General features: G+C 59.7%; 19 protein-coding genes. 2 read left to right on the top strand and 17 right to left on the bottom strand.

Annotated elements, in window-relative coordinates; all coding sequences use genetic code 11:
* Positions 1 to 328: 328 nt before the first annotated feature.
* Positions 329 to 1,198 carry a LysR family transcriptional regulator gene (locus tag ACF8E5_RS01300; protein ID WP_058639239.1) on the bottom strand — a complete coding sequence of 290 codons (870 nt, stop codon included), beginning with the start codon at positions 1,196 to 1,198 and terminating at the stop codon, positions 329 to 331.
* Positions 1,199 to 1,304: 106 nt separating this feature from the next.
* Here ACF8E5_RS01300 and ACF8E5_RS01295 point away from each other — a divergent pair, with 106 nt between their 5' ends.
* A complete protein-coding gene (locus ACF8E5_RS01295) occupies positions 1,305 to 2,690 on the top strand; it encodes an aldehyde dehydrogenase family protein (RefSeq protein WP_196125511.1) in 1,386 nt (461 codons plus the stop codon).
* A gap of 315 nt (positions 2,691 to 3,005) precedes the next feature.
* Here the strand turns inward: ACF8E5_RS01295 and ACF8E5_RS01290 are convergent, their stop codons facing one another.
* From ACF8E5_RS01290 to ACF8E5_RS01260, 7 genes are read right to left on the bottom strand one after another with little or no spacing between them, the layout of a single operon-like run.
* The gene (locus tag ACF8E5_RS01290) at positions 3,006 to 4,172 is read right to left on the bottom strand and encodes an OmpA family protein (protein WP_197844449.1); all 1,167 of its coding nucleotides are present in this window, start codon (positions 4,170 to 4,172) and stop codon (positions 3,006 to 3,008) included.
* An 11-nt stretch (positions 4,173 to 4,183) separates the two neighbouring features.
* Entirely contained in the window at positions 4,184 to 4,630 is a 447-nt protein-coding gene (tssE, locus tag ACF8E5_RS01285) for a type VI secretion system baseplate subunit TssE (protein ID WP_197844448.1), read from the bottom strand.
* Between the two features lie 4 nt (positions 4,631 to 4,634).
* Positions 4,635 to 5,171, bottom strand: coding sequence for a type VI secretion system lipoprotein TssJ (gene tssJ, locus ACF8E5_RS01280; protein ID WP_197844447.1), 537 nt, complete (start codon positions 5,169 to 5,171; stop codon positions 4,635 to 4,637).
* On the bottom strand, positions 5,152 to 6,249 hold the full coding sequence (gene tssG, locus ACF8E5_RS01275) for a type VI secretion system baseplate subunit TssG (RefSeq protein WP_197844446.1): 1,098 nt from the start codon (positions 6,247 to 6,249) through the stop codon (positions 5,152 to 5,154). Before tssG ends, tssJ begins: the two co-directional genes overlap by 20 nt.
* Positions 6,213 to 7,982: a type VI secretion system baseplate subunit TssF gene (gene tssF / locus ACF8E5_RS01270; RefSeq protein WP_197844445.1), complete on the bottom strand. Its 1,770-nt coding sequence runs from the start codon at positions 7,980 to 7,982 to the stop codon at positions 6,213 to 6,215. Before tssF ends, tssG begins: the two co-directional genes overlap by 37 nt.
* 23 nt (positions 7,983 to 8,005) lie before the next feature.
* Positions 8,006 to 9,592 carry a type VI secretion system protein TssA gene (gene tssA / locus ACF8E5_RS01265; protein WP_197844444.1) on the bottom strand — a complete coding sequence of 529 codons (1,587 nt, stop codon included), beginning with the start codon at positions 9,590 to 9,592 and terminating at the stop codon, positions 8,006 to 8,008.
* The gene (locus ACF8E5_RS01260; protein WP_392474792.1) at positions 9,589 to 11,787 is read right to left on the bottom strand and encodes an ImcF-related family protein; all 2,199 of its coding nucleotides are present in this window, start codon (positions 11,785 to 11,787) and stop codon (positions 9,589 to 9,591) included. The genes tssA and ACF8E5_RS01260 overlap by 4 nt, the downstream gene beginning before the upstream one ends.
* A 615-nt stretch (positions 11,788 to 12,402) precedes the next feature.
* On the opposite strand from ACF8E5_RS01260, the gene ACF8E5_RS01255 reads away from it, so the two are divergent.
* Positions 12,403 to 12,888 (top strand): hypothetical protein, encoded by a 486-nt coding sequence (locus tag ACF8E5_RS01255; protein WP_197844954.1) that lies wholly within the window; start codon positions 12,403 to 12,405, stop codon positions 12,886 to 12,888.
* 1 nt (position 12,889) lies between these two features.
* Here the strand turns inward: ACF8E5_RS01255 and ACF8E5_RS01250 are convergent, their stop codons facing one another.
* From ACF8E5_RS01250 to ACF8E5_RS01210, 9 genes are all read right to left on the bottom strand, one after another.
* Positions 12,890 to 13,942 (bottom strand): hypothetical protein, encoded by a 1,053-nt coding sequence (locus ACF8E5_RS01250; protein WP_326383437.1) that lies wholly within the window; start codon positions 13,940 to 13,942, stop codon positions 12,890 to 12,892.
* 77 nt (positions 13,943 to 14,019) lie between these two features.
* The gene (locus ACF8E5_RS01245) at positions 14,020 to 14,277 is read right to left on the bottom strand and encodes a PAAR domain-containing protein (protein WP_197844952.1); all 258 of its coding nucleotides are present in this window, start codon (positions 14,275 to 14,277) and stop codon (positions 14,020 to 14,022) included.
* Positions 14,277 to 14,771: a DUF3304 domain-containing protein gene (locus tag ACF8E5_RS01240; protein ID WP_197844955.1), complete on the bottom strand. Its 495-nt coding sequence runs from the start codon at positions 14,769 to 14,771 to the stop codon at positions 14,277 to 14,279. Before ACF8E5_RS01240 ends, ACF8E5_RS01245 begins: the two co-directional genes overlap by 1 nt.
* 85 nt (positions 14,772 to 14,856) lie before the next feature.
* Positions 14,857 to 15,273 carry a hypothetical protein gene (locus tag ACF8E5_RS01235; RefSeq protein WP_326383434.1) on the bottom strand — a complete coding sequence of 139 codons (417 nt, stop codon included), beginning with the start codon at positions 15,271 to 15,273 and terminating at the stop codon, positions 14,857 to 14,859.
* The gene (locus ACF8E5_RS01230) at positions 15,261 to 15,725 is read right to left on the bottom strand and encodes a DUF3304 domain-containing protein (RefSeq protein ID WP_058606172.1); all 465 of its coding nucleotides are present in this window, start codon (positions 15,723 to 15,725) and stop codon (positions 15,261 to 15,263) included. Before ACF8E5_RS01230 ends, ACF8E5_RS01235 begins: the two co-directional genes overlap by 13 nt.
* 85 nt (positions 15,726 to 15,810) lie before the next feature.
* Positions 15,811 to 16,440: a hypothetical protein gene (locus ACF8E5_RS01225; protein ID WP_392474825.1), complete on the bottom strand. Its 630-nt coding sequence runs from the start codon at positions 16,438 to 16,440 to the stop codon at positions 15,811 to 15,813.
* Entirely contained in the window at positions 16,377 to 18,152 is a 1,776-nt protein-coding gene (locus ACF8E5_RS01220) for a phospholipase effector Tle1 domain-containing protein (protein WP_392474791.1), read from the bottom strand. The genes ACF8E5_RS01225 and ACF8E5_RS01220 overlap by 64 nt, the downstream gene beginning before the upstream one ends.
* Positions 18,140 to 18,973: a DUF4123 domain-containing protein gene (locus ACF8E5_RS01215; RefSeq protein ID WP_392474790.1), complete on the bottom strand. Its 834-nt coding sequence runs from the start codon at positions 18,971 to 18,973 to the stop codon at positions 18,140 to 18,142. Before ACF8E5_RS01215 ends, ACF8E5_RS01220 begins: the two co-directional genes overlap by 13 nt.
* A complete protein-coding gene (locus ACF8E5_RS01210; RefSeq protein ID WP_392474824.1) occupies positions 18,970 to 21,351 on the bottom strand; it encodes a type VI secretion system Vgr family protein in 2,382 nt (793 codons plus the stop codon). Before ACF8E5_RS01210 ends, ACF8E5_RS01215 begins: the two co-directional genes overlap by 4 nt.
* Position 21,352 lies beyond the last annotated feature (1 nt).

Raw genomic sequence — 21,352 nt, 5'->3', positions numbered from 1 at the left:
TCTGGACCCTGGGTCAGTCGGTTGCATCAGCCTGCTGAGCATCGACTGGACGGCCTGGGGCTTTGACCTCTCGAAATTTTTGGTAACCGAATCTCATGTTTCGGTCACACGATGTAATAATTGCCGGATTATGGTCAGTTGTATAGGAACTTGGAAGTAGATTGCTATCACTTCTCGTGTTCCTTAGCCGTTTACTACTTGGATTGGGCTGGATAGGCGCGCTAGACCGCTTTCCATATCCAAGGCCCTGGCATAGTGGTCCAACGCATCGAGCCGGCAACGGATGCCTAGACTGGTCACTGTAAGAATCGTTCAAAATCATTTTGAATCAGGTAGATGAGATACTTTCTTCAAGTAGATTCACGAACGTTGACAAGCTGCGCGAGACCGTTCCACGGCGCCAGACCAGCCAGGTCTTGAGGTAACGGAAGTCTTCAGACATCGGCCAGGCACTGACCGTGCTGCACCCTGGCATGTTCTCCAGCATCGTGCGCGGCATCATGGCCAAGCCTGCACCGGCACTGACGCACGCCAACATGCCATGGTAGGACTCCATTTCGTGGATCTTGCGTGGGACGGCCTGATCGTTGACGAACCAGTTCTCGAAATGGTGCCGGTACGAGCAGTTGGCGCGAAAGGCGTAGATGTTTTCGCCGTTCACGTCTTGCGCCCGGGTCACGGGCGCGTGGTTGAGGGGCGCGATGATCACCATCTCTTCTTCGAAGACCGGCATGCCCTCCAAGGTCGGGTGCAAGACCGGCCCGTCGATGAACGCGGCCACCAGCCGACCCGACAGAACACCCTCTAGCATGGTGCCGGATGGTCCCGTGGACAGATCCAGGTCCACCTTGGGATAGCGCTGGTTGTAGGCTGCCAGCACGGCCGGGATGCGCACCGCCGCGGTGCTTTCGAGCGAGCCCAGTGCGAACGTGCCCTGCGGATCCTCCCCTGCCACCGTGCTGCGCGCCTCCTGGACCAAGTCGAGGATGCGCCGGGTGTACTCCAGAAAATTCCAGCCGGCCGGGGATAAGCGCAGGCGGCTTTTTTCGCGAATGAACAGGTCTACGCCCAAGTCCTCTTCCAGTTGCTTGATGCGCGTGGTCAGGTTGGAGGGCACCCGGTGGATATGCTGCGCCGCTGCACTGATGCTGCCTTGCTCGGCGACTGCCTTGAACATCTCAAGTTGTATCAGGTCCACGGCTTTCTCCGAACGTGAATGAGTGGCTCATTATTATTCAGTTTTCATTAAATCCCTAGCCCACTAGGCTGAGCCCACTGCATACCTACAGCGAGAGTGTCCCGCCATGAATGCGATCAGCAGCCAGACCCACGCCATCTCCCTTGACCCGTACACCGGCGAACAGATCGGCGCCTACCCGTTCGACACCGATGCCGCGCTCGAAGCTGCGCTAACGCGGGCCAAGCATGGCTACGGCCAGTGGAGCCGGCTGTCGGCCGATCAGCGCAGCGAGCACCTCCTGGCGCTGGCCACTGCCCTGGAGACTCAGGCAGAGACGTTTGCCCAGATGATCAGCCGCGAAATCGGCAAACCCATCACCCAGGCCCGTGGTGAAGTCAGCAAGTGCGTGGGGCTATGCCGCTGGTACGCCGAGCACGGCCCCGCGATGCTCGCGCCTGAAGCGACCCAGGTCGAAAAAGCCCGCATCGAATACCGCCCGTTGGGCCCGATCCTGGCCGTGATGCCTTGGAACTTCCCCGTCTGGCAGGTGCTGCGCGGCGCGGTACCGGCGATTCTGGCGGGTAATACCTACGTGCTCAAGCATGCCCCCAATGTGATGGGCAGCGCCTACCTGCTGGACAAGCTGTTCAAGGATGCGGGCGTCCCGCAGGGTGTGTTCGAGGTGCTCAACGTGACACCGGACGGTGTGACTCGCGCCATCAACGACCCGCGCATTGCGGCGGTGACCTTGACCGGCAGCGTGCGCGCCGGCATGGCGATCGGTGCTCAAGCCGGTGCTGCGCTGAAGAAGTGCGTACTGGAACTGGGCGGCTCGGACCCTTTCATCGTGCTGGCCGATGCCGATCTGGATGCAGCCGTGCAGGCAGCAGTGATCGGGCGGTACCAGAACACCGGGCAGGTGTGCGCGGCCGCCAAGCGCTTTATCGTCGAGCAGAGCATCGCCGAGGCCTTCACGCGCAAGTTCGTTGAAGCAACGCAAGCCTTGAAGGTGGGCAACCCGCTTGAAGAGGCGACCTATATCGGCCCCATGGCCCGCTACGATTTGCGCGACGAGCTCGATGGCCAGGTGCAGGCCAGCCTTGCCGAGGGCGCTACGTTGTTGCTCGGCGGTCACAAGGTCGAGGGTGTGGCCAACGTTTACGCACCGACCGTGCTGGGGGATGTGACGCCGCAGATGACAGCCTTCAGGCAGGAACTGTTCGGCCCGGTTGCGGCGATCACCACCGCGCGGGATGCCGACCATGCCGTGGCGTTGGCCAACGACAGTGAGTTTGGCCTGGCCTCGACCATCTACACCGCCGACTATGCCTTGGCCGAGCGCATGACGTCGGCGCTGGAGACCGGTGCGGTGTTCATCAATGGCTACTGCGCTTCCGACCCCCGTGTCGCCTTCGGCGGGGTGAAGAAAAGCGGGTTCGGGCGTGAACTGTCGCATTTTGGCGTGCGTGAGTTCACCAATGTGCAGACGGTGTGGTTGGATCGCAACTGAGGCGCTGGCAGGCTTGGGTGCCGTGTTGCGGGGTTAGCTTCGCGTTTTACACCGTCGGGGGCCGCTGCGCGTCCCCATCGTGGTACAAGACCGCTCCACGCGAGCCGGTGGGTTTCATGTAAGGGGCAAGACAGTCACCCTAGACGCAGCGCCCGGCTCAGTGTTACGCGGTCCTTGTAGAAGCGGTCTTGCACCGCGACGGGCCGCGCAGCGGCCCCGGCGATCTAGAGTGCCCGCTGACTCCAGGATGCCCAGTACATCCTTGCGCACGTTACGCGCCTGCGAGTCTAGTTGCTAAATGGCCTGGATTAGCCATCATGCAGGCTCCTTTGCCCGAGTCGAACGCCCTACCGCCTCCAGCTCACCGCATGCATCTCGCTGAGGTACCAGGCGAATGTCCACCCGACGATTCTCTGCGCGGCCATTGAGGGTGTCATTGCTGCTGACCGGCTGACTGGCTGCAACACCTTGGACAGCGAAGCAACTGTCTGGAATATCGCCCATGCGCTGCATCCAGTCGCGAACAGCAGAGGCGCGGGCACGAGAAAGATCTAGATTCCTGGCAGCATCCCCCCGCGCATCCGCATGTCCGGAAATGACGATCAGCCAGCCTGGTTGAGCCTTGATTCCGACCAGAGCATTGATCAACAGCTTGGTTGAGCCGGGTTTGAGTTCAGCGCTGCCGGGATCGAACAGGATCAAGCTGTCGAGTTGGATAGGGTCAGACGGAGGGGGTTCTTCTGCTTGCCTGGCTGCCCACTCTTGCCAGCCTAACCACCCCAAGGACGCAATCGTGACCATCAATGTCAGCAACCATGGCAATACGACACGCTTGTGCACCGAAGGCTCGACAACGAATGTATAAGCCGCAGGCGCAGAAACGACAGCAGCCATGTGAGGCGTAATGGGAGGCTCAGCAACCGTCGCCCAGGATTGCAGCGCAAGCGGCATTGGCGCCGCTCGGCTTGCCGACACGCGTTGCAGAAGGCTGACTATCTGATTGCGCAAGACCTGCAGTGACACCAATGGCGCATGACCGAGGCGTTCCAAGCGATGCTCCAGCCGGTTCAGCTCGACAACCAGATTGCTCAGCACTGCCGAGTTTGACGTGCCCCACTCCACCCGGCGTACCCATGGATGCAATTGAGCAAACAGCCAAGCCAGGAGGTCGATACGAGCTGACGCCTGCACTGGCCACAAGTGCGGCCACTCATCGCTCAGTGTCCCGAGCAGCGCCACGCCTTCAGTCAAGCCCGCCAACCCTGTGCGGTAGCTGCGCGCAAGCACAAAAGCCACCGCGGTCTGCAGTTCAACCCCGTTCAGCTCGAATAGCCGCAGGCACAGCCCCTCGACTTTTGCCCAGTCCACGTCTGGGCAGGCAGGGTGATTGAGCTTTGCCAACTCACCGTGCAGCCTCTTGAACTCATCGAAGTCGCCCGGATTACCACCCAGGCGGACACGCATCTCAAAAAGCGTCGTCATCTGGCCCCCTGTCAGTTCCAGTGCACGGGAAGGTAGCCTTCCTGCTTGAGGTGACGTACCACAACCCAGCCTTCGACCCCGAGTGTGGTCCCAAAGAACGCCCTGCCGCCGCCCTTGATGAGTACGTCAAGGGCATAGTCAAGATGGCCAGGGCGGGACTGAGGCATCAGATGCACGCTCACCTGCGCCAGCCGTGGCTCATAACGGCGCAACGTTCGGGCGATGTTGTTCATCAAGCCATGGGCTGAAGCCGGTAGCCCTTGCAGCACCGTGCCCATATCTGGCAAACCATAGTCGGGCAGATGCGAGATTGAACCTGCACGGCTGTTGAGAATGCGTTGAATGTTGTCCAGCACCGAGAGGGTCAACTGGTCATCTTCATTCACCTGGCTCAGCGCTAGCTCACCGCGGAAGTTCTGCAACAGCATTTCGTAAAGAGAGGGACTGGTTTCAGGCATGCAGTCAGCCCTCCGCGCGCTGTCGGAGCGTCAGTCGGTTATCGCCCAGTTCGAGCACCCTGGCCTGATCCGGTTCGAGGTCGTCCCGCTGCAAGACAACGCGCCACGTATTTTCGATAACGTCTGGACTTCGGAATAGCGCTACCACCGCAACATACCGAGCGTCGCTTTGTAGAGGTGTACTCAGCTGCGCCGCCTCACCGGGCTTTATCACCACGACGCGCTCATCGAGCAGATCATTGCGAAGCACTCGCTCACCTTGGCTTACCAGTTCGTCATAGGAGGCATTCTCCAGTGCCTTGCTGCCCTTGAGCTGGTAGATCCGCACCAATACTGGCACCGACAGCCCGCTCATCTCTGCGCCATCGGTATTAATCGCTGTCCGGCCGTTGAGATCCAGGTGCAGCGTTTTGACTTGCTTGAAGAAGATCATCTGGGCAGTGGACGCCGTGCCGTCTGCCACCGTTTGTGCAAGGCCACACCCACTCAAAACAGCAAGCAACGTTGATGCGGTGAAGCCATTAAAAACGGTACGCAACATGCTGTACCTCCCTCCTGCAAGGATTCGGTTGCAGACCTTGATATCGGCCTAGGTTGATTGTGATCGCGTTGTATTGAGCCGATGCCTGTACGCCCTCTGTCTGCCTCAACACCGCGGTCATGCCCAGCATCGACCTGGTGCGCCCTAGTACAGGAGCCGGCACGATCTCGCGTGGAATCGAGAGTTGCAGCAGCGCTGTGCAACGCCACCCCAGATACACCTCAAGCAAAACCCGCAAATCGGTCAGCAGCCGGCCCCCCGGAAGCCACTCACGCGCTTCATCCACATCTTCGGTACACAGCAACAGGCGCAGTTGGCTGTTAGCGTCGTGCCCGACAGCACCCAATGGCATGCCCTGGCCCAACCTCACCGGACGCTCGGGTGCAAGACTGGCAGGCTGCTCAAGCAAAACGCTCTGCGGCCAATGCCCGGTCACGTGCGTATCCGTATGCGGCGCCAGCAACTTCACCAAGGCACCTATCCCCTCCGCGTTGCGCGTGGGCAGGCGCATCACACTGAGAAGGGCCAGAAAACGTGACATCGGTGTGGCGATGCGCGCTGCCGTACCGGGAATACCCAGCCCGATCAAGCCCAACAAACACTGTGAAGTGGCATCTCGCCCGCCCGGCTCGAACGTTGCCGGGTAGGAGTACTTGCGCCAGATCCGGTAGAACTGGGTAAATAGACGATGGTTGAAGATATCGAGGAAGTGCTCCAGTGCCTCATGGCCTTCGCGCCGCTGAGCGATATCATCCAGATAGCCTGTGGGCAAAGGAGAGTCGACGCCATACAAACCCAGCAGCCGGGTTCGCACGGTCAGCGGTCGGTCTGGAGCAGACTCGTCGATTTCAATGGCCTTCAACTCACCTGCTGGAAATCCCATTCCAGGGTCTGGCCGGAACCTGACCCGGTCATCGCCGGGGTGTGCAGTGCTGCCCAACGGTGGTTGTTCAGCCAACACCTGCTCCAGCACCTGGCAGAATCGGTAGACGTTAGCGGTTGAAATCTGTTCAGCCAGCACGTGCAGAATGCCTTCGGCCGTCAACCGGGAATACGCTGACTGTGATGTTCGTTCCATCGCAGGCACCTCCCCGTCGGTTGCAGAATCATCGTCAGTTGAGTGCACAAGTGAATGTCCGCGTACAGGGCGAAGAACCGGCTGAGCATTTCACCGAACAGGCAGATGTCCCCCTCCCCTGAAAAGCCGTTGCTATCGACCGTCACCTCGATATCCACACCTCGCAGCAAGAAGCCTTTTTCGAAGCGCTGGATCAGGTGATGCTTGACGTCGACAATGGCCTCAAGACGGCGGCGATTCGTTTCGCTGCCCGTCCACTCATACAAAGCCAACGTGCCACGCAGTACTTCAGCGCTGTTGAGCATCGGCAGAAAATTCGATCCCAGATGACTGAGCACTCGCCAGTGGAAACGATCGCGGTTCGGCGGGTAGCAAGGCAGCGTCGGCGCGGTCAGGTTGCGTACACGCAAGCCTGCCTGAGTGGACTGCGCCGCAGCATCGAGCAAGGTGCTGCGCAAGGCTTTGCGCGGCAGCTGGCCATTGGTACCCGTCAGGCGCAATGACAGGCTTTTGCGGTTGAGCAATACATCTTTGTCAAAGCCCTCCCCGCCAAGAATCAGCCAAGTGTCATGCAAACCATTGGCGCCGCGCCTCAAGCGGGTATGGAAGTAGCGCTCAGGGGCCTCATCGCGAAGCATGCCCCCTTTGTGGCGAAAGCTGCTGAAAGGCACGTAGTCCTGACGCACGCTGTCCTTCGTTCCAGAAACCTTGTCTACCGAGTAGATCTCTGTATGCCCGTCCTGCAAGCGCATTGGGCGAAGCAAGTATTCATTCTGCAACGGGTCCAGGGTGAGCGGGTCCGCCTCCAGTGCAAACAGGTTGATCACGGGAACCGCGTGCAGACGAATGTGCTCTTGTGTGGGCGTGAACGTATGCGACCAGGTCTCACTGAGCATGACCTCAAGCTCGAACCATGGGGCATCTGGGGGCAACGCGAGCGAATCGAGGCCACAGAGTGTGACGAACATGAATTTCTCACGGAACGTGAAGTACTCCAGCAACAACTGATAACCACTGAAGGCGCTATCGCCTTTAGGCCATAGACGATCATCGTCCGCAAACCCCTTAGGCTTGAACTGCCCCGCAAATGCCTTGCGTTGCGCCGCGCCTGGCAAGCGCACATGCAACGCCTGTACGTTCAATGTCAGCGCCTGATGCAGCACACTGGCAAGCGCCGCGTCGCCACTCAGATACAACGGGATATGCGCGAGGTCGAGTTGATCCCAGTTGGCCAGTGCTCCACGCGCGAAGCGTAGGCGCAGAACTGCACGCCCATCTGGCTCATGGTCAAGTCGCACGGTTTCCAGATGGAGCGGCCGTAGCGTCAAATCCTGCGTGGTGGAGTAGCGGCAGCGGGTACCGTGCTGCCCCACCGGCTGTGACAGCACCTGAAAGCCTCTTGCGACCTGCTCGCAGCCCTTCATCTGACTGACATCTGGCATCAGTTCGACGATGGCCAGCGATGGGATGGTGCGCAAATAATGGGGCCATAGCAGGCTTACCAGCCCCTCCGTCAGCTCGGGCAGGTCATCGTCCAGTTTCTCGCGCAGGCGCCCCATCAGGAACGCAAAGCCCTCGAACAGGCGCTCCACGAAGGGGTCTTCCGCGCCGGGTTTATCCAGGTTGAGCTGCGCCGCACGGTCCGGAAAAGCCTGGGCAAACTCCTTGCCCGCTTCGCGCAGGTAGCGCATTTCAGCGTCGAAGTAACGCAGGGTTGGGTTATCCGTAGTCAAAACAGATTCCTGATCAAATTGAGTTAGCTGCACAGCACTGCAGCTCGTACCGGGTCAAGGGATACGAGGGCTGCCAACTGATGTTCCATTTGCCGCGCCAACACAGGCCGGTCAGCGTCGTTGCGCTGGGCCTTCAAACGCAGCAGCTTGAGTAAACGCGCCTTGACCTCGAAGAGCAGGTCAGGCTCCCAATCGGCAAACGTGTGGCGTTGCGCGGCAGCGTCCAGCTCAGTGAACAAATGAATGGCCAGCTCGGCCTTGCCGCACTGCTCGGCCACGCGCGCCATCAGCAAGCGCAGTAACCAACGCTGACGCCCGGTCTGCACATCGGGCCGGCTTGCCAGCCAAGCCAGCGCCTGCTCGACACCGTCAGCATCCGCTTGCGCCAGTGCCTCGGGTTCCAAGGCGAGTATTTCGCAGGCAGCCGCCGACAGTGCGGGGGCCGCTGCGGGCAGCCATTGATCTGGGCGGTTTCCGCTGACCTGCTGGTTGATCCACTCACGCGTGGCCTCATCAGCGAATGGCGAGCCATCGCTCCAACACAGTAGCTCCACGCCCGGCAGCCGGTGCAGCAGCATGGCCAGATCGTGTTTGACGATATCCGCCCAGCTTTTGTAGGGGTCAGCCGATTTGCCCAAGGCCTGATGGAGATACCATTGCAGATCCAGCCAGAAGTGATTGACGCCTTCGGCATACATTTGCTCAACCTGATCAATCAACTCGCTCCAGCTTTGCTGCAGGTGCAAGCGCTTGAGCTGCGCGCGATACTCGCCGCGAGGCGGCGCCAGGCGGGTAGTCCCCTGGGCATTTTGCGGCGGTACCTGATGCACGGTGTCCCAGCGCAAGCTCTTCATCAGCCTATGCGCTGCCAACCACCCTTCGGGTTGTTCACGCAGGTAGCTGGCCAGGCCCCGGCCACTGTCCAGCAAATCGCGACCGGACTTAATGGGTGATGCGCTCGGGCCAGGGGCGCTACTTCTCAGCGGTGAATCACTGCTGGTCTGCGGGACGATTGCATCCACACCTCCCGATACGGCGAGTCGGGTGTTGAGAGCGCCGTACAAGGCGTCCAATTGTGGCCGGTGGTCTTCGGGCCACTGGCTGAAGCCGTGCTCCAGCCACACCAATGCTGCCACCGTTCGCTCGCTTTCAGCCTTGACGACCTGAGGGTACAGCGACAGGCTTGCCAAGACCCTGCTGCCGGCAAGCCACTCCAAAGCCATCTTGCGGCTATTGGGGCGCGCCGGCAGGATGTCGCAGGCATAGCGTTCCATCAGCGCCGCCAGCAAACTCAGGCCATCAGCCAGACCGGCCTCACCATCCCGGTGCAAGCGTGCCCACAGATAGTAGGTGGCAACGCGTAGGTCCTTGCAGGACTGCTGGAGCAGCTTCTGCGCCAGTTGCGCCACAAGGTCCACATCCGCCCCGGAGAGTTTGTTGACCTCTTCGCGCATGCGCTGGAAATCATCGTCGTAGCCCGGATCCTTTCCCACAGCTACATCACCGCTGATGGGCGTTAGCCAAGGCTGCCAGGATTCGCCGTGTTTGCGGGCTATGACCAGCGGCTCGCTGGCGGGCAAACAGCTTTCGACAAGGCTTTTCAGGCTCATTCGAAACCCCCGTTCTGCGTGTACTGCGGGGTGTCTCGGCCATCTGCCAGAAAGATCTCTCGTGGCAAACTGAACCCGCGCAACTTGAGCAGTGCCAGCGGCCCTTCGCCCAACTCCGTGCGCAAGTGCCAGGTCAGGCCCAGGCCATCTGGCGCATCCAGCACGACCCGAAAACGACTGTCGCCGTCGTCCAGCGCCGTGACATTGGCCTGCTCCAGTAAACGAATCAGCCCCCAGGTACCCTGGTAGTCCGCAAACAGGCGCTCGCCGGTATGGACGCTGCTCCACGTCAGGCTGATGCCGGGATGGTCGCCTTGCCCGGGCCAGCGAAAGCGTTGCCAGCTTTCTCGCTGATTGAAGTAGTGATGCTTTTCACCATTGAGTACGAAGGTGGTCTGCACCACATCACGCACAGGCTTGCCTTGCAGCTCGAAGCTCAAGCCCATACCGCCATCGGTATACAGCACATCGGCCAGCTGACTGAGCTGGTTGATCGCGGTGAGAAAGTTCGGGTTGAAACGCAGGCCCTGGCTCTGCCGCGCGTCGGCCACCCAGCGGCTGCCTTCCTTGCGCAGAAGACCCGTGAGTTGCTGCGCCAGAAACTGTTCGATGCGCCCGGAGTCGGCGCGGATCATCTGCCCCAGCATGGGTAAAGAGGCGTCGCTGCTGGTGGCCGCGAACGGATAACGGCCGCTGAAGGCGCCCTGCCACTCATCGACGATCGCGCGCTGCCACGCCCGGTTGAGGCCGGCCGAGGACGGCTGCAGAATCTGTTGCCAGGCCTGATCCAGCGGCTGCACGAACAGCGTATTGGCCGCTGGCCCCCAGTCGGCGCCGAGGCTGGCGGCGATCAGGTTGCCGTAGGCCTGGGTATCGGTCAGGTCCGTGCCTTTGCCTTGAAATACCGTCTGCGCCAAGGTCTGAATCATCGCCTCGGGGTCGAGCGCATTGACCACCTGTTGCAGCTTCAAGCGCACGCCGGTGACCCGGATAAGGAAGGCTTGCAGGCTCAGGCGGCCATCGACTGATCGGCCTTCAGACTCCTTGCCCAGCAACGCCATCAAAGGGCCAAAGGTACTGTCGAGCGGGCCGCTGGGTGTTTGGGGAAGTTGATCGATGATCGGCGCTGCTTTTTGCCCCACCAACTTCTGTGCGGATTCAATCAGGGAATCGGCCAGGGCCTGGCCACGAACACCGGCCTGGCCCTGGTAGCTCAATGTGTTCATCAAGGCAATCAGTGGTGACTGACGTACATCACTCATCAGCGTCAACTGAGCAATCACATCCCTCAGGCCGTGGCCCTGCTGCCAGCGCAGGCTGTTGAGAAAGCCCAGCCATGCACTGCTGTAATCCTGGAAGTAGCGTGCGGTCAACCGCTCCCTGAGTTGGTCGGGGCTCAGTTCACTGCCGATGTCGTTGGGGTTGTCGCTGAGTACCCAGTCGACTTCTTCGCGCCGTGCCTGCGCCGCCTCTTCAATGGCTGAGCGGACCTGCCCTTCCCAGGCTTGGCGGGTGAATACACCGGGGACCTGTTCTGCACTGGTGAACAAGGAGCTTGCATTGGTGTCGTCGACCATCTGTTGCAAACCCAACGCTGGGTAGTGGTTCGCCGCAGTGTCGAGCACTTGTTGGTACAGGCTGCTTTCAGTGTTTCGTTGCCCCAGTTCGCGCAGCAGCACCTGGCGTGTTTGGGCGATCAGCCTGAGATTGGCCTTGATCGCCCAGTCAGGGTGCTCAGGCAGGTGCTGGCCGTAGAACGTCCACAGTGCCGGTTCGGCAGTGCCCAGGGCCTTTACCAGGAAATCGGCATCGGCTTTTTCCGGGCGCGCCAGCATCAGATAGGCTTTGAGGTAGTCATACGTCTGCTGTGCCCGCTCAGAGCTCGCCGGAGGCAAGTTGACTAACGCCTTGAGCCGTTTTTCCAGCTCAGCGACAGCTGGGTCACGGAGCAGCTGGTTATTGGCCTGCGTATAGAGGGGCCACACCGCTTCACGCAGCTCGTGCGACCGGTTCAGGCCAAAGCGCTGGTACCACGGTGCGCCGTATTCTGATCGGTAGTCCAGGCGGGAGAGTTCGCGTACCAGCTCGTCCAGTGCCTGTTTAGTATCGACGCCTGCTACAGGCTGCTGCAAAGCGCTGTACGCCGCCGCGATCTGACCGACTTCGGCCCGGTTGCTGGCAAAGGACAACAACAAGCCGATACCCCAGATGCAAGCGAGGCCCAGTGCAGAAACGTAGGCAATTCTGGCTGGGTGCCAGCCCAGTCGGCGAGCTCGGGCGGAGCGATCGTTGAGGATTCCGGACCATGCTGGGTCTTCGGGCCAGTGATGATCGATTGCCGACGCAGATCCTGACCTATGAGCTGGCAAGCTGAACCACACGCCACGGACCTGGATGCCCCGTGTGGTTCTGCCTGAGAGGGACTCAATCAGCCGATACCATCGTGCAGCGCCGTCAATTTGCAGGCCACGCGCAAGCCGCAGAAGAAAGTCGTGCGCTATCTGGACCTGCATCTGCGCCAAACCCTGTTCGCGCAGCGGCTGTTGCAAGTTACGCAGACGCTCAGCCAATTGGACTGGAGAAAATCGCGGTGGTAATAGGCAGCCTACCGCCCGCACGTCGCGGGCTGGCTGTGACCATTCGCTCTCGCAGATCTGCCATACATGAACGGATACCTTCCAACCTGAGAGCCGGGCAAGTCCCTGCAACCGATTGAAAGCAAAGCCCAAAGACTCGCTATCGGTACATTGAGCTCTGTTCACCACCCAGAGGGTGCCATGCAGCCCACCTCTTTGGCCTAGCGTGCACCATTGTTCTATCAACGTTTGATCAAGAGCAGTCTGCACACTGCCCCCCCAGAGCAGAACCGTATCCTTTCCCATCAGCCACAGCTGATGCGTCAGACCGGGCGCGACCGCTTCGACTTCGGCCGGCTCACCAATGACTACATAAAACCGGACCCGACGCCGCCAGAACTGACCATGATGCTCACGCAAGTGCTGCTGGATCTGCGCACTCACATCTGGGGGCCAAGTTTCGACCTCCAGATCAGACGGTTGCACCCCGGGACGATGCACAAGGCCTCGGATACCGTGCAGCACTGCCTGCCATACGAGCACTGCGGTCACGAAAAGCAGTCCCCAAAAGATGAGGCCTTTGAAGATAAGGTCCATGAGAGAAGCCCGACTGCGGGGGTGCCCTACCCAGAACCACCAGGCTACCCCGCAGGCGGTGACTATTACAGCCACCGTTACAGCGAGCAAAACAGCCGTTTGCCAAGCAGATACTTTTTGTGATTCAGCTACCTGATTCATGGGGCCGCACAATTCCAAGGGTCAAGGTGAAATGAGGGTCTGAAGCCAGCCATGCGCAGGGCACGCCATGCTGCTGGACATACCAAGCGGCAAGGGTCTGCACGACCATAGCTTCCAGTTGTTCCAACGCGCCAAAGTTGGCGTCCTGAGCGTTGGTTTTGGCATCCCAGCCGATTGCGGCTAGATCAGGCACATGAGGCTGAGAAAACGCTATACAGGTCTGCGCCGGTGCCTCTAGCAGGCTTTGCTCGACAGCCCGCTCGGCAACGGTCGCCAGGTCCTCGTCTGCCTGCGAGAACCACTCGCCACGAAAAAAGGCCACGTCTCCTTCAGCGCCAAGTAGCCATAGCACTGCGGCCTCACCTGCGGGCAAAGAACTTGCACGATCAGGTGAGGAACTCTGACAACCGGCACAGAGCACACGCGCACCATCAGGAGCCCCTTGCAACTGATCGATGATCGCGTCAAGGCTAAGGATCCCATCCCATGTCTGAGGATATTCAGGCAGGTGCACGTCAGGACAGCACTGCGCCATCTGCTCGACGAATGCACGCCAGGCTGCCTGCGAGCCATGCCAATAACAGCTTGACGGGGTCAAGCTCTGATCGGTGCTACGCTGTGCCCCCCACTTCAAGGCGAGCAGTGTTGCCAGCTCTTGCTCGCGCTGTTTCGCGTCGCGTCCAAATACCTGGAGCAAACGAAGCGACAAGCCTTCACCCGTCTCCCGTGCCACGGGTGGCAGTTTCGCACGGTCCAGCAAGCCGTCCAGATCCTCCGGGCTACCGCACGAAGCACTCAGCAGAACCGACTCGACCAGCGCAACTTTCTGGCGATGCTGTGCCCACCATGCCTGCTGCTCCCGCTCCACCGCTTCGCCATAGCACTGGGCGTTGTGGCGGTTAAAGCGGAAATAGAGCACATGAATCAAGAATGCCAGTAACCCGCTGAGCAACATGCCTCCCACCGTAAAGGCGACAAGCTGCGGTGCAACAAGGGAAGGAGGCAGGACACTTGCAATGCCGAGCAATGCCAACAACCCGATTGCCCCTGCAAACCAGCGCGAGTAGCGAGGCTCACGCGCCAATGGATAGGGTGCAAACACCGGAATCCTCTTCATGAAGCAGCTAAGGTATCGGGCATGGAACTGGCCAGGCTACAGCCGCAAGCACAGCGGTGAGCGTGCAGTGCCACCGGGCAACCATCGATCTCGATGAGGTCACTGCCTTCGGCAATCACCGTCAGCCCATGCAGGTTGCAGCGCACAGCGTCCCCCTTGCAGGCAATCGGCTGGTCTTCACACAGATAGTGCCCTTCGAGCACCTCGCCGCCTCCCTCACGCAAGCTGTCACCCTTTCTAATGAACGCGTGCATCACTGGTGCTCCTGTTGGTCAGAGCTTTTGGCAGGACATGATTGCGGCTCCGGGAACTGCAGCGGGGTTTTGATCGGGTATTCGGGGGTGCCGTAGCCGTAACAGGAGGTGGTGACTTGAAGCTCATCACAGGGCAGGAAATGCACGGTGATGCCGCAGACTTTTTGGCCGGTGTAATCCGGGACGGGGACAACTTTGCTGTGGGTGCGCTTTTGCGCCAGGACTTTTTCTCTCCAGGCTACAACTTTGGACCAATCTAATGTCCCAGGAAAATCTTCTGTGCTTCCAGCCCCCGTTTCCCAGTCAATCCGCACCGTTAGGCCCGGATGCCAGCGTTCTGGTGCGCCGTAGCAGCACCCTCCACCACCTCCTTGGTAGGGGCCGATGATGTCAATCGCCGAACGGCCATCGACACTGAACCGGTTGATCGCCCAATGGGTGTGGTTAATGCCATAAATGCTGCTCGCACTGGCTACCGTAACACCCACAAACATTGCCACACTGCCGAGAGTGATGCTTAGTACATGGCGCAGTATCACCGTGCCTGCACGTTTTGCTTTGACTTGCTGCATCCCCCTGTCAGCCCAGCCCATTGTTCGTCTCCTTCACCTTCGCGTAATGAGCGTCCCAAACTGCAGTGATGCGTTGCTGGTGCTGAACCCATTGCTCAGCATCATCCGCTGGAATCGTCCGGGTATGCCCTGAGGTGTCGGCGATGAGGGCTGCAGGCGCCGACTCCCCATCCGGCTCGACCCTCAATGCAAGGTCCCTTCGGTCCGCTTCACCGAAAAACATCATGCGTTCGTTGAAGTAACTGCCCCAGGGTTCACGTCCTGCCGACAAACTCACACCCAGGTAATGACTGTTGAGCAGGGCGTGCAGAAACCAGCCGCGTGAGTAGGGCTGGCTGACCCTTTCACGCCCGGCAGCCTTGGCGAGCAAGAGCAAAGACAGGCTGGCATAGTCGGCAAGAACCATGCGATTCAACGGGAACATGACTGCGGCTCCGGCAACTGCAGCGGGGTCTTGATCGGGTACTCGGGGCTGCCGTAGGCGTAACAGGAGGTAGTGACCTGAATGTCATCACAGGGCAGGAAATGCACGGTGATGCCGCAGACTTTCTGATCGGTGTAATCCGGAAGGGGAACGACTTTGCTGTGACTGCGCTTTTGCGCTAGGATTTTTTCTCTCCAAGCCAAATATTTAGGCCGATCTCCGAATCCTGGAAAGTCTATTGCGCTACCGGCACCTGTTTCCCACTCAACCCGCACCGTCAGCCCCGGATGCCATGCGGGTGCGCTGTAGCAGCACCCTCCACCCCCGCCTTGATAGGGGCCAATGATGTCAACGGCTGAACGGCCATCGACACTGAACCGGTTGATCGCCCAATGGGTATGGTTGATGCCATAAATGCTGCTCGCACTGGCGACCGTAATGCCCACGAACATCGCCGTGCTGCCGAGCACGATGTTCAGTAGATGGCGCCGCATGCGCTTGGCTGCGCGTTTGGCCTTCAGTTGCTGCGAACCATCGTCAACCCACCCCATTGCTCACCTCCTTCACCGTCGCGTAATGGGCATCCCAGACTGCCGTGATGCGTTGCTGGATTTCAGCCCTTTGTTGAGCGTCAAGCTCTAGAATCGTCCGGGTATGGCCTGAGATTCCGGCAATGCTGACCGCAGGCGCTGACTCTCCGTCAGGCTCGACCCGCAATGCCAGGTCCCTTCGGTCCGCTTCACCGAAAAACACCATGCGTTCGTTGAAGTAACTGCCCCAGGGTTCACGTCCTGCTGCCAGACTCACGCCCAGGTAGCGACCATTGAGCAGGGCGTGCAAGAACCAGGCGCGCGAGTCATGTACCTGGTCATCGAGCAAGGCCCGCAACAGCCCTTCTGGTTTCTGGCTGTTACGGTGCTCGTCGACATTGCCGCGAGTGCCCTCAGAAACGTGGTTGTGCTCACCCAGCGGAGGTGGGAAGAGCTCACTGACCTTTTCACGCCCGGCAGCCTTGAGGCGTTCTCGTTCGGCCCGGGTTTCGGCACTGTTGAGGTACGTCAGCAGCGCGATGGGGTTGACCTGTTTCGCGATGCGCAAGAAGGTCAGATAGGGGTCGCTATCGAGATTGCGATAGGCCTTGCCGAACTCCTCGGCAGCTTCGCGCAGTTGCGTCTGAGCTCTGTCCGGGTCGAAATCGGGGATGCCAGGTTCCAGCGGCGAACCGGTGCGCCGTTAAGTTCGCGGGCTTTTTGCTGCAGGCGGCGGGCCTGAACCTTAGCCTGCTGTCGCTCCCGTTCTGCCTCGGCGCGTTTGCGGGCATCCTCCGAAGCGTGTGTATCACTGGCATTGCGGTAGAACTGTGTGGTCTTGAGACTGGCGAAGGCGTAACGATCAATTCGCCACGCGGTGATCCAGGCGAGTTGGGTACGTACTGCGTCTTCTAGAGAAACTGAAGCCGGCGAGACTTGATAACGTTCGATTTGCTCAAGCGAAAGTGGATGAGGGGAATTAGTCATGTTGAGAGTCACCTGACGCCAAGCGTTAAAGCGATTGACTAATGGCGGTCCAGCATCGAACTGCATTACGAGATCAGGTTCCATAGCCCGCCAAATTTCATTCAGCAGGCCCACTGGCAGCGCGTGCGGTGGAACTTTTAACGGAGCTCCATAAGTAAAAGCGTCAGCATACAAATCGTTTAATGCGATCTGCGAAAGCAACAGATCATCTTGTAGACCAACCGCCTTCCCCTGATCACCCGGCGGATACCCTCCTCCCTGATCCGAATGCACCCCGGGATAGATCACCTCAACGCTGTTCGCCGGGTAGCTACCATCCTCCCGGCGGATCGACTCCAACGGAAAGCTCAACCGCTGCTCGTGACTCGCGACGATATGCAGGCAGCGCTTAACCAGGTTTCCTCTGGGCAGTACCTGGCTGTCATCGCCCCAGCCCATATGCCCAGTGACCCCAGGCGAAATATCGGCAAGCCCCACCGATACCACGGTATCCAGCAGCCCAAGGTATTCCACACTGATCGGTAGCTTGAGGTCGTAGAGCGTGAGTGTCGGCTCGGCCTCGCGGCGCGACAGCAGCAGGTTCAGCCAGTTGATGAACGCCCGCGCCGCCGCAGCTCCCCGCGAGAACCCATAGACATACAGCTTGATCCCCAACAACTTCGACTGCCCCGGCTGAGGTGGGCCCAAGGCGATACGCAAGGGTTGTTCGATGGCCTTGAGTTGCCGGCGAAACTCTCGGGACCGGTTGGCGGGCCCCATCGTTCCCCCCGTTCCCATCCAGGTTCCCATAGCCTCGACCGATTTTTGCAAGGCGACGTTGTCCAGCCGTGGTAGCGCCAAGGTAAGCCGCAGGGCATCGATCAGCATCAGCAGGCCCCAATTGATGCGCTCTTCACCACGACGCGCAAATGCTAGGCCTTCACTGGTGTAATCCAGGTCGTTCACCTCCGGGAAGGGGGTGCCCACACCCGGCATGTAGTACTTGAAAAACTGCCCGTTGCCGGTACCTGCAGCATCAGTCAAACCTTGCGCACGGCCGTGATGGCTGGTACCGCCCGCGTGACCGGTGCCGATGCTTGCGCGAAACAGCCGTGCGATATTGGTCGGGTGAGGGACCTTGGACTCGTACAGGTCGTTATTGAGGTTGTTGCCCGTACCGTCGAAAAACAGGCTGATGTGAAGCGTCTTGCAGCAAGGCGGCGTCTGACGGAAACCGGAAGCCAGGCACAGGACGTCGTGATAGCCACGCTCCTGCTCACATTGACGCAGGACGTTCGCCTGCACCTGCTCCATGCGCTGAGGCAGCCGCCCCTGCATCGGGAACTGCGGCGGATAGCTGACGGGCTCCTTTATCGGGGACATGAATACGGCTCCTGGCCATGCAATGGGGCCTTGATAGAAAGTGCGGAATCGATCATGTGGCGCAGGTGCTCGAGGGTATGAGCCTCACGCTGACCATGTGCCAGCAGGCCGGCCGTGCTGGCGGCCAGCATCCCGCTGTAGCAAGTGCGGAAACGCTGCTCCGCTCCCCAGTCACTGGGAAATTGCGCAGCAAGACTGACCATCGCTATGGTCGCGTCACCGGCGCAACAGAGAACGTCGACCTGGCTGTCACTGAGCTCAAGTGGCGTGAACTGCTCATCGATCTCTGGGCTTTGCGCTGCACCGAGCAAGTGCTGAGGGATGCCATCGCGATCGAGCCAGCTCCAGAACAACGCGGGCTGTAACCACGGCTGCTGTTGCTCAGGCGTCAGTACGTGACTGAACAGCAAGGGAAACAGCCTTGGGTCGTAATAGCGCAGCAAGCCCAGACAACCTCCGTTGAGTGCCTCGATGCAGCGGCCAAGGTGCTCTGCGAGTATCGAAAAGGGCCAGGTCGATGCCAGGGTCAAGACAACTGGCAGGCCATTGGTGGCGTTCAGCAAACCCAGAAGCCATTGCCGCTGCAGCGGCTGTGTCAGATCAACCCGCACCAGCAGAGGGGCCAGATCCTCGGCAACTTCCTCAGGCAGGCCAGTGAACAGGGAGTAGCAATCCAGCGGCGGGTCGACGCTAAGCACACTGGGGCGCATCGGTGACTCGCAACCAGCCTGGTCGATGATCACGTGCAGATAGGGGGTCTGTGCCTCCTCGCACGCGCACAGCAGGAGATTGAGCCACGTGGTGGCCGACTGTGTGCTCATGCCTGCGCCTCCCTGAGTACGAAGCCCTGGGCAGCGGCTTGCGCCCTCTTCAGACATTCCTTGCACACGGCTCCCGGCAACTCAGGCAGCACGAAGGTCTCACCAGCAGGTGGATTGAATCTGTGCTTGCCCTTGAGACTGATCAAGCCCGGGCTATGGATTTGAATTTCGCCTTGATCAGTAATACGGATGAAGCCACCGCCACAGCCGAGCGTAATTCCCTTCTTGGCCGTCAATTGCAGATGACCCTCCACGGACTGGACGGTGAGGTCTTGCTGAGCAATCAGATTGAGCAAGTCGCCATGCGACTCGATTTCCAAGGGGCCTTTGCCGGAGATCAGGCGCATGCCTTGCTGTTGCGCCAACAACGAGATTCCCTGGCCGGAGTGGGCAAACAGCCGCTTGCCTGCAGCCAAGTTGAGTTCTTCGTCAGTTTGAGCACAGAGTGCTTCACCACTTTTCAAGAGCAAGCTTGCCGGCGTCACTGCACCAATACCATCAGGTGCACTAAGAAGAATTGCAGAGCCTTTGAGGTTTTTTGCCTCAGCCTCGAACCGGCTCAGCGCATCGACATCAGGCTGGCGGCTGCGATGGGTCTGAGCAATTTGGCTCCATTGGGCCAATTGTTGCTTCGCACTCTCTAGCAGGGTGCTGGCGCGGTCCATAGTGAGCACGTCGCCCGCAGCATTGGCTTGTTTGTCAGCACTAATGAAAATTCCCTTGCCGCCACGAATCGCTCCCCAAGCATCGGTGCGCAATTCAAAGCCTTCACCACGCGTCTGATTACTCGAATCCACCAAATGCCCCAAGTTAAGCTGGCTCTTGCCACTGTGCTCCGTACTGAGCTTGACGTGCTCCTGTCCACGCGTATCGTCCATGCGCAACTTGTTATTGGCCGGGGTCCGCAACACATTGCGTTTGTAGTTGCGCAGCGTCACGTGGTCGGGATGTTCGCTGTCGTGCAAGGCATGGGCGATGTAGGGCCGGTCCGGGTCACCTTGCTCGAACGCCACCGCCACTTCAGTACCGCAGATCAACGGCAGGTGCAGGCCATGGGTGTCACCGGCATAGGGGCGTGCCAGTCGTAGCCAGACGCTTTCCTCGCCTGCTCGCCAGGTGTCCCGGTCGAACAGAAAGTTGACCCGGTAACGTCCCTCCATGTCGATATGGCTGTAAGGATCGTTCTTTTGCGTACTGGTGACCCGCGCCGGCACCGTACCGGCGATCTGTGGCTTGCCCAGCAATTTTGGCCGAAAGCCTATCGTCTCCGAGTAAGGGATCGCGTCGAACGTGACTTCCAAACTCCGGTCGCGTGCTGCCTCGACGGTCAAATGGGTGATGACCACGCCAGGTTCGAAGACCTGTGGCGCCCCGTCAGTGACCGTCAGCACTTGCCCTGGGGCCAGCGTCACGCTGCTGCTGATGCCGGTGCAACGGGTCTGATCATTGAGAAAGCGTTCATGATTCAGGCGCGCATAGAAGTACCCGCTTTCGCTGAGCAGGTCTTCATCCTGGTCAATGGCGTCACCCAGCGCGGTATAAGGCTCTCCGTAGTGATACCCCTCGCCATAAGTCGTTGTGGCCCCCCGGCTGTGATCAACATCACCGTCCAGAAAGGCAGCCGCGTCCCGATGGTGGTAGGCGCGCACGTTGATATGCTGCTCCACCACCTGATGCTCAACTTGCAGCGCCCATACGCCGTCCTGCCCATTGCTGGTCAAACCCGACAGGGGCCGATGCGGCAACTTGACGCCAAACTGGTAATGCCGTTGATGGTCGTGAAACTCCACCACATCAATGTAAAGCCGATCGTCGTGGGAGAAGCGATACCAAATGCCGACTTCCGCCAGCAGACGGCTGATGAAGGTCAGGTCACTTTCACCGTACTGCATGACCTGTTCACGCTTGGGATATTCGCGCGCCAGGTCGAACACGAAGTGCTGCCCTTGCAGTTGGTGGCGACTGCGCAGGATACTTTCAACAATTTCCGGAACCGATTGATGCTGATAGATCCGGTACTGCTTGCCACGTCCGAGCAATGCCAGGTGCGCTTCAAGTGTGACTTGGTAGCGGGCTTCGTCCCGGGAGCCGGAGACACGCTTGAAACCCGTGATCACGCCATGCACTGTGCGTGATGTCCCGTCAGGCATTGGAAGCTGAGTGGTCAGTTCAGACTTGCCCAGATGGAAGCTGGCATCCTTACCGAGGATCTGCGCCGCCTCGATATCCTGCTCCTGGGAAGTGAATGCAACGGTGTACTTGAATGGCTGGCTTAGCCATTCCTCGCCTTTGAATGACAGCACATCGAGCTCGGCCGTAAGGTCTTCAACTTCTAGCTGATAGCGGTTATGGGTGAAACCCGTTATTGGCTTCGCCATG

This window comes from Pseudomonas sp. WSY_20 (assembly GCF_043104335.1).
Taxonomy (GTDB): domain Bacteria; phylum Pseudomonadota; class Gammaproteobacteria; order Pseudomonadales; family Pseudomonadaceae; genus Aquipseudomonas; species Aquipseudomonas parafulva_B.
This window is presented reverse-complemented; position numbering and strand designations above follow the sequence as displayed.